A 7,249-nucleotide genomic window follows, 5' to 3' on the forward strand; every position below is an offset into this window, starting at 1 on the left:
GTCTGAGTCCGGCCGCCCGCGCCCTGGTCCGGTCCCGGTCAGTCCTCGGGCAGTTCCACCGGGGCGATCTCGTCGTAGACGTCGCCCGGGCCCGGGTTGGCCGCGTCGGTCTCGCCGCCGAAGTGGTGCATGACGCCCCAGACCGCGTTCAGCGCGGTCTGGATGGCGCCCTCGGCCCAGCCGGCCGTCCAGGAGATGTCGTCGCCGGCGAGGAAGATGCCCCGCTTGTCCTCGGGCAGCCGGTCCTGCATGAAGTGCGTGAACAGGCGCCGCTGGTAGCGGTAGTGGCCGGGCAGGTTGGCCTTGAACGCGCCCATGAAGTAAGGCTCGTTCTCCCAGGAGACGGTCACCGGGTTGCCGATGATGTGCTTCCGGATGTCGACCTTCGGGTAGATCTCGCCGAGCGACTTCAGCATGACCTCCATCCGCTCGTTCGCGGACAGCGGCAGCCACTTCAGGCTGTCGTCGCACCAGGTGTAGGACAGGCAGATCACGGCGGGCTTGTCCGGGCCGTCGTCCAGCAGATAGGTGCCGCGGGTCATGCGGTCGGTGAGCGTCATCGACATGACGTCCCGGCCGGTCTCCTCGTCCTTGTCCAGCCAGAAGGGCCGGTCGACGGGGACGAACAGCTTGCTGGACTCCATGTAGTGGGTCCGCTCGATGGCCGTCCAGTGGTCGATCGGGAAGAGCGAGTCGTCGCAGGCGATCTTGGACAGCAGCATCCAGGACTGGGCGGTGAAGATCGCCGCCTTGTAGGTGCGGATGTCGCCGTTCGCGTCCGTCACGGTGAGCTGGTTGCCCGCGGTGCGGTGCAGCCGGGTCACGGCCGGGCGGGGCTCACCGTCCACGTGCAGGGACTTCAGCGAAGTGCCGTACGGCCAGTGGACGATCTTCTCCGGCTCGCGCTCCCACAGGCGCAGCGGCAGCTGCTGGGAGCCGCCGACGATGCCGCGGTGGTGGTCGTCGGCCTCGGTGTAGACGACCCGCAGGATCTCCAGGATGGAGTTCGGGAAGTCGGTGTCCCAGCCGCCGGTGCCGAAGCCGACCTGGCCGAAGATCTCGCGGTGCCGGAAGGACTTGAAGGCCTCGGAGTCGCAGAGGAAGCCGTAGAAGGTCTGGTTGTCGAGCTTCTCGACGAGCTTCGCCCAGATCTCACGGATGCGCGGGACATCGCGCTCGCGCATGGCGCGGTTCATGTCGGAGAAGTCGGCACCCTCGTCGAGGCACTTGTTCCAGGCCTCGGCGACGTCCCGGTAGACCTGGGGCAGGTCGTCGATCGTCTCGGCGTAGTGCGACTCGCCCTTGAGGTCCACGACGGTGGACGGGGTGGCCTCGGCCAGCGGGTTCGGGAAGGGACTGGTCTCCAGGCCGACCATGTCGATGTAGTGCTGCAGTGCCGTGGAGGACGGCGGGAAGCGCATCGCGCCCATCTCGGCGGTCAGCGACTCGTCGCAGCCCTCGAAGCCGACGGTGCGCAGCCGGCCGCCGATCTGGTCGGCCTCGTAGACGACGGGCTTGAGGCCCATCTTCATCAGCTCGTAGGCGGCCACGATGCCGGACAGACCGCCGCCGATGACGGCGACCTCGGTGCCGTGCTCGGTCGCGGGGACCTGGCCGAGGCCCGCCGGGTGGGCGAGGAAGTCGTCGTAGGCGTAGGGGAAGTCCGGGCCGAACATGGTGATCGGCGGCTGCTGCTCGTCGGCGTGCTCGACGGCGTTGGGCACCGTGGACGTCATGGGGTACGGACTCCTTGCGCGGGGGTGGTGCGGGTGAGGGCTCGGGGGGTCAGACGAGGGACCCGTACAGACCGGGGCGGCGGTCCTTCAGGTACGGGTTCGCCTCACGGGAGGCGGCCAGGAAGGCGGGGTCGGCGTCGGCGGACACCAGCTCCTCGCCGCGACCGGCACGGGTGCGGGCGATGCCGTCGGGGCCGGCGAGGACGGACAGTCCGACGAACTCGAACTCGCCCTCGGGGCCGACCCGGTTGACGTAGGCGACGTACATCTGGTTCTCCCAGGCCCGCACCGGCACCAGGGACTCGGCGACGAACTGGAAGGGGTGCATCTGCGCGGTCGGCACGATCAGCAGGTCGGTACCGGCCAGGGCGTGGGCGCGGACGTTCTCCGGGAACTCGACGTCGTAGCAGATCATCAGGCCGACGGTCAGGCCGTTCAGCTCGGCCTGGACGACCGGCTGCTCGCCCGGCGTGAAGTGGTCGCGCTCGAAGCAGCCGAAGAGGTGGGTCTTGCGGTAGTTCGCGAGCCGGGTGCCGTCGGCGGAGATCAGCTGGACGGAGTTGTAGACGGTCTCGCCGTCGCGCTCCGGGTAGCCGTAGGCGATCGCCAGGCCGTGCCGGGTGGCGGTCTCGGCGATCGCGTCGGCCGAGTCGCCGTCGGCGGGCTCCGCGAGCCGGCCGATGGCGTCGCCGATCGCGTACCCGGTGAGGAACATCTCCGGCGCGGCCAGCAGCGCAGCACCCGCGGCGGCGGCCCGGCCCGCGGCCTCGTCGAGGACCTTGAGGTTCTCGACGACGGAGCCGGGGCGGCCGGAGCTCTGGAGCAGGGCGGTGCGCATGCGGGGATCCTCACCGGAAAGAGGGGTTTGGGGGCCTAGCTAGAAGGTACGGTCGGCGCGCTCGGCCGGACAAGCGGGAGCCGTTGCGCGCCGGTGCGCGGTTCGTTGCGTGGAACGGGGACCCGACGGCGATTCGTTGCGCGCCCGGCGCAGCGGTTCCCGTCCTTCCTGAGACGCAGGTCACGACCGGGCTTCCCCGCCGGACGGCGGAGGCCGGGTGCCGCCCCCGGGCCGATGTGCGGCGGGCCTGGCGCCGGAAGAGTGGCCAGCGTTCAGTTCACGCGCTTGACCTGCGGAAAGGACCGCCATGCAGCGTCGTACGAAGATCGCCGCCGTCACCCTGGCCACCGCCCTGCTGATCACCGCCGGGACGGCGGGCGCGGCCATGGCCTCGGGCTCCGGGGCGCACCATCCCCAGCGCGAGGCCGCCGCGCTCACCGGCACGGCCAAGCTGTACCGGTCGGCCGGGGACGACATCACCTTCTCCTTCGACGCGCATCTGGCGCCGAAGGACAACATGAACCCGCAGAAGGCCACCGGAACGTTCGAGTTCAGCCACTACCTGCACGGGAACGGCGCCTGGGCCAGGGCGAAGGTGGACTGCCTGGTCACCGGCGGGCAGGTCGCCGTCGTCTCCGGCGTAATCACGGCCTCGGACCTGCCGGGCGCCAAGGGCAGGCGGGTCGGCGTCACGGTCCACGACCTCGGCCGGCACGACCGCCTGGGCTACAGCTGGGCGGGGGTCGGCAGCCCCACGGACACCAAGGACCTGCCGCCGTGCGTGTCGTCGGCCCCCTTCGAGAAGGTGAAGCAGGGCACGGGCGACTTCACGGTCGTCCCGTGGAACCCGGCGCTCTGAGCACCACGCACCCGCCGCTCAGCCGACCTCGATGACGACCTTTCCCAGGGGGCTCGCCGCCTCGTAGTACCGGTAGGCCTCCGCGGCCTCCTCGAAGCGGAACACCCGGTCGACCACCGGTCGCAGCCGGTGCGCGGCGATGGCGTCGTTCATGGCGGTGAACTGGGCGCGGCTGCCCACGGCCACCGCCCGGACGGTGGCGGCGGCACCGAACAGCAGCCGGGGGTCGAGCGGGGACCAGTCGCCGGAAACGGAGCCGACGAGGGCGACATGCCCGTCGACGGCGACCGACCTCAGCGACTGGTCCAGCGTCCCGGCGGTGTCGACGACACGGTCGACGCCCCGCCCGCCGGTCAGCTCCCGGACGGATCTGTGCCAGGCCGGGACGTGGCGGTGGTCGACGACCTCGTCGGCTCCCAGTTCGCGCAGGCGCGCCTCCTTTGCGGGGCTGCCGGTCGTGACGATCACACGTGCTCCGAGGATCTTCGCGAACTGCAGCGCGAACAGCGACACCCCGCCGGAGCCGGTGGTCAGCACGGTCTGTCCGCTCCGCACGCCGCGGCCGTCGCCGGTCAGCGCGTTCCATGCGGTGACGGCGGCACAGGGCAGCGTCGCCGCCTCGATGCAGGAGAGGTGGCCGGGTACGGGGACGAGGGCGTCCTCGGGGAGGATCGCCAGCTCGGTCAGCATGCCGTCGAGGGTGCCGCCGAGCTGCGGCAGGCGGTCCGGCTCCAGCGGGCCGTCCAGCCAGTGCGGGAACACGGTGGAGGCGACGCGGTCGCCGGGGCGCACCCGGTGGACGTCCGGCCCGACGGCGACGACTTCGCCGGCCCCGTCCGAGACCGGCACGACGTCCGGCTTCACGGGCAGCACGTACGTCCCGCGCAGCACCAGCAGCTCGCGGAAACTGAGCGAGGCGGCGCGGACGGCGACCGCGACCTCGCCGGGTCCCGGTGTGCGTGACTCGTGCGTGCGCAGCGAGAGGCCGTCCGGGCCGCCGCCGGTGCCGAGGTGATAGCTGCGTACCGTGGAAGGGATCACCGCCGGTCACCCCTCGATGAACTGGTAGTCGCCGACGATGCGGCCGTCGGGGCCGAGCACGAGGATCTCCAGACCCGCCCCGGCGACCTCGCCGCCGTCCCTGGGCGTCATCTCCCAATGGAACTTGACGATGTCGTGGAGCCGGTCGGCGTCGTCGCGCGAGCGGAAGACGAAGGTGCCGGGCGCGACGAACTCCTCGTGGGCGCGCGCCACCCGGAACTCCAGCGCGTCGTGCCCGCGTGCCTCCAGGACGAGACCGTCGAAGCCCAGCCCCTCGGCGGCCTGCACCAGCTCCTTGGGCGGCTGCAGCACATGGACCGCGTCGTCGGACCACAGATCACGGATCGCGGTGCGGCGCCGCTCCGCGTCGGGTTCGTTCCAGACGGCGACGTACTTGTCGGTGAGGCTTCGGATGTCGGTGTCGGACATGGTCGTTCCCCTCGGTTGCGCAGGGCCGGTGTACGGCCACGACCCTGCTGCGCCGTGCGTACCGGCGGCAATTCCCCGCGGGGTATCGCCCGTACGCGGCCGGGCGGGCTACACAGGAGACATGATCGGTGAATCGACCAGAGGCCCCCTCGCCGGCGCGTTGCGCGAGTGGCGCACCCGGCGCCGGGTCAGCCAGCTGGAGCTGGCCACGCGCGCCGGAACCACGCAGCGGCACGTCAGCTTCATCGAGAGCGGCCGGTCGGCCCCCGGCCGCTCGATGATCATCCGGCTGGCCGAGTCCCTGGAGGTGCCGATCCGCGAGCGCAACGAGTTGCTGCTCGCGGCCGGATTCGCACCGGCGTACCCGCAGCGCAGCCTGGACGACCCGCGGCTCGAACCGATCCGCACCGCGCTCGAACGGATCCTGGAGGGCCATCTGCCGTACCCGGCGGTGGTCGTCGACCGGCACGGCGACCTCGTCTCGGCCAACGCCGCCTTCCACGCGCTCGTCGCCGGTGTGGCCCCGCACCTCCTCGTCCCGCCGGTGAGCGTCCCCCGGGTGCTGCTCCATCCGCAGGGCCTGGCGCCCCGTATCGTCAACCTGCCGCAGTGGGCGTGGCACATCCTCGACGCGGTCCGGGCCGAGAGCGTGCGCAACCCGGACGACCGGCTGCGGCGGCTGGCGGCCGACCTCGCCGAACTGGCGCCGGCGCGCCCGCGCGAGTCACCGGATCACCTGGGCTTCGCCGTACCGCTGCGGCTGCGGGCGCCCGATCCGGGCGACGACCGCGAGCTGACGCTGATCACCACGCTGACGCACTTCGGCACGGCCACCGACGTCACGGTCGCCGAGCTGCGCCTGGAGGCCTTCCTGCCGGCGGACCAGGAGACCGCCGGGATGCTGACCGAACTGGTCGGCGCCGCGGCTACAGCTCCCTCAGCCGTTCCACGATCTCCCGCAGCAGCCCGGGATCGGCGGCCGGACCGCTGACCGGCAGGTGCCGGGGCGGGTCGATGCGGATCAGCCCCGCCTCGGCCAGGTCGCCGAGCAGGACCCGGACGACGGTCAGGGGCAGGTCGGCGTCCGCGGCCAGCTCGGCCACGGGGCGCGCGCCGCGCCGGATCAGGTCGAGCAGCGAGGCGCGTGCGTGGTCCAGGTCCGGGTGCGCCGCACCGTGCGCCTCCAGGGCGGTGACCCGGGACATCAGATCGACGGCGTGCCGCTCCGAGGGCCGGGTGCGGCCCCGGGTCACGGTGTAGGGACGGACCATGGACCCGGTCTCGTCCTCGTACCAGTGCTCGTCACTCACCGCGGGATCAGCGGGCCGAGCGGGCGGCGGCGTCCAGATGGCGGCCGAGGCGGCGGACGAGCAGGGCCATCTCATGGGCGAGCTGTCCGACGTCGGTCCGCGCCTCGCTCAGCACGGCGAGACGGCTGCCGTGGCCGGCCGGGGTGATGAAGAGGTAGGCGTCCTCCAGCATGACCATGGTCTGCCGCACCTCCCCCGCGTCGAACCGTTCCCCCGCGGAGCGGGCCAGGCCGTGGAAGCCTGAGCAGACGGCGGACAGGTGCTCGATGTCCCGGCGGCGCATGCCCTCCGAGCAGCTCAGCGGGAGGCCGTCGGCGGTGAGCAGCACGGCCTGGCGGACGTGTTCGGTGCGGGCCACGAGGTCGTCGAGCAGCCAGCCGAGGTCCGTACCGGGCGCTCCGGCGGCGGGGGCCGGGTTCACGGGGTTCTGGTCGTCACCGTGCATCGTCGGTGTCCGTCCCTTCGTCGGCGTGGGCCGTGGCGTCGTCGGACGCGGTGGCCGGATGGTACGGCGCGGCGGCCGAGGCGTGCGGTGAAAGGGCCGGACGGCCGGGCCCGGCGGTGGCACGGCTGGCCGCGGCGGTCGGGGCGGGACAGGCGCTGTCCGGGTCGGCGGACGCGGTGGCCGCGTCGGCAGAAGCGCAGGCCGGATGACCGGCCCCGCTCGTCGAGTCGTCGGCCCCGCCGGTCCGGTCCTCGGTCCCGACGGTCCGATCCCCAGTCCCGGTCGTCCGGTCCTCGGCCCCGCCGGTCCGGTCCTCGGTCCCGACGGTCCGGTGCCCGGTCCCGGTGGTCCCGTCCTCGGTCCCGACCGTCCGATCCCCAGTCCCGGTGGTCCCGTCCTCGGCCCCGCCGGTCCGATCCCCAGTCCCGGTCGACCGGTCCTCGGCCCCGCCGGTCCGGTCCTCGGTCCCGACGGTCCGATCCCCAGTCCCGGTCGACCGGTCCTCGGCCCCGCCGGTCCGGTCCTCGGTCCCGACGGTCCGGTGCCCGGTCCCGGTGGTCCCGTCCTCGGTCCCGACCGGCCGATCCCCAG

The 7,249-nt window shown here is 72.6% G+C and carries 8 protein-coding genes and 1 pseudogene; 2 read left to right on the plus strand and 7 right to left on the minus strand.

The window, feature by feature from the left end:
- Nucleotides 1-38: 38 nt before the first annotated feature.
- Both AB0H32_RS45240 and AB0H32_RS45245 read right to left on the minus strand, forming a co-directional pair.
- A complete protein-coding gene (locus AB0H32_RS45240; RefSeq protein WP_361134560.1) occupies nt 39-1,736 on the minus strand; it encodes an NAD(P)/FAD-dependent oxidoreductase in 1,698 nt (565 codons plus the stop codon).
- A 49-nt stretch (nt 1,737-1,785) separates the two neighbouring features.
- Nucleotides 1,786-2,574, minus strand: coding sequence for a carbon-nitrogen hydrolase family protein (locus tag AB0H32_RS45245; protein ID WP_361134563.1), 789 nt, complete (start codon nt 2,572-2,574; stop codon nt 1,786-1,788).
- A gap of 307 nt (nt 2,575-2,881) precedes the next feature.
- Between AB0H32_RS45245 and AB0H32_RS45250 the strand changes: the two genes are divergently transcribed.
- On the plus strand, nt 2,882-3,433 hold the full coding sequence (locus AB0H32_RS45250) for a Repetin (protein ID WP_361134566.1): 552 nt from the start codon (nt 2,882-2,884) through the stop codon (nt 3,431-3,433).
- 18 nt (nt 3,434-3,451) lie between these two features.
- On the opposite strand, the gene AB0H32_RS45255 is transcribed toward AB0H32_RS45250, so the two are convergent.
- The gene (locus AB0H32_RS45255) at nt 3,452-4,474 is read right to left on the minus strand and encodes an NAD(P)-dependent alcohol dehydrogenase (protein WP_361134569.1); all 1,023 of its coding nucleotides are present in this window, start codon (nt 4,472-4,474) and stop codon (nt 3,452-3,454) included.
- Nucleotides 4,475-4,480: 6 nt separating this feature from the next.
- On the minus strand, nt 4,481-4,903 hold the full coding sequence (locus AB0H32_RS45260) for a hypothetical protein (protein WP_361134572.1): 423 nt from the start codon (nt 4,901-4,903) through the stop codon (nt 4,481-4,483).
- 121 nt (nt 4,904-5,024) lie between these two features.
- Between AB0H32_RS45260 and AB0H32_RS45265 the strand changes: the two genes are divergently transcribed.
- On the plus strand, nt 5,025-5,894 hold the full coding sequence (locus tag AB0H32_RS45265) for a helix-turn-helix transcriptional regulator (RefSeq protein ID WP_361134575.1): 870 nt from the start codon (nt 5,025-5,027) through the stop codon (nt 5,892-5,894).
- Here AB0H32_RS45265 and AB0H32_RS45270 read toward each other — a convergent pair.
- From AB0H32_RS45270 to AB0H32_RS45280, 3 genes and pseudogenes are all read right to left on the minus strand, one after another.
- The gene (locus AB0H32_RS45270; protein WP_361134578.1) at nt 5,830-6,213 is read right to left on the minus strand and encodes a DUF742 domain-containing protein; all 384 of its coding nucleotides are present in this window, start codon (nt 6,211-6,213) and stop codon (nt 5,830-5,832) included. The two genes, AB0H32_RS45265 and AB0H32_RS45270, sit on opposite strands and share 65 nt — an antisense overlap.
- Before the next feature lie 7 nt (nt 6,214-6,220).
- Nucleotides 6,221-6,658 (minus strand): roadblock/LC7 domain-containing protein, encoded by a 438-nt coding sequence (locus tag AB0H32_RS45275; protein ID WP_361134581.1) that lies wholly within the window; start codon nt 6,656-6,658, stop codon nt 6,221-6,223.
- Nucleotides 6,648-7,249, minus strand: a pseudogene (locus AB0H32_RS45280) (hypothetical protein); the annotation flags it as partial. The gene AB0H32_RS45275 and the pseudogene AB0H32_RS45280, both read right to left, overlap by 11 nt.

Source organism: Streptomyces sp. NPDC020362 (genome assembly GCF_040642095.1).
GTDB lineage: Bacteria > Actinomycetota > Actinomycetes > Streptomycetales > Streptomycetaceae > Streptomyces.

Coding starts and splice junctions, on each gene's coding strand:
- AB0H32_RS45240 (WP_361134560.1), bottom strand. CDS start 1,736: ATGACGTCCACGGTGCCCAACGCCGTCGAGCACGCCGACGAGCAGCAG.
- AB0H32_RS45245 (WP_361134563.1), bottom strand. CDS start 2,574: ATGCGCACCGCCCTGCTCCAGAGCTCCGGCCGCCCCGGCTCCGTCGTC.
- AB0H32_RS45250 (WP_361134566.1), top strand. CDS start 2,882: ATGCAGCGTCGTACGAAGATCGCCGCCGTCACCCTGGCCACCGCCCTG.
- AB0H32_RS45260 (WP_361134572.1), bottom strand. CDS start 4,903: ATGTCCGACACCGACATCCGAAGCCTCACCGACAAGTACGTCGCCGTC.
- AB0H32_RS45265 (WP_361134575.1), top strand. CDS start 5,025: ATGATCGGTGAATCGACCAGAGGCCCCCTCGCCGGCGCGTTGCGCGAG.
- AB0H32_RS45275 (WP_361134581.1), bottom strand. CDS start 6,658: ATGCACGGTGACGACCAGAACCCCGTGAACCCGGCCCCCGCCGCCGGA.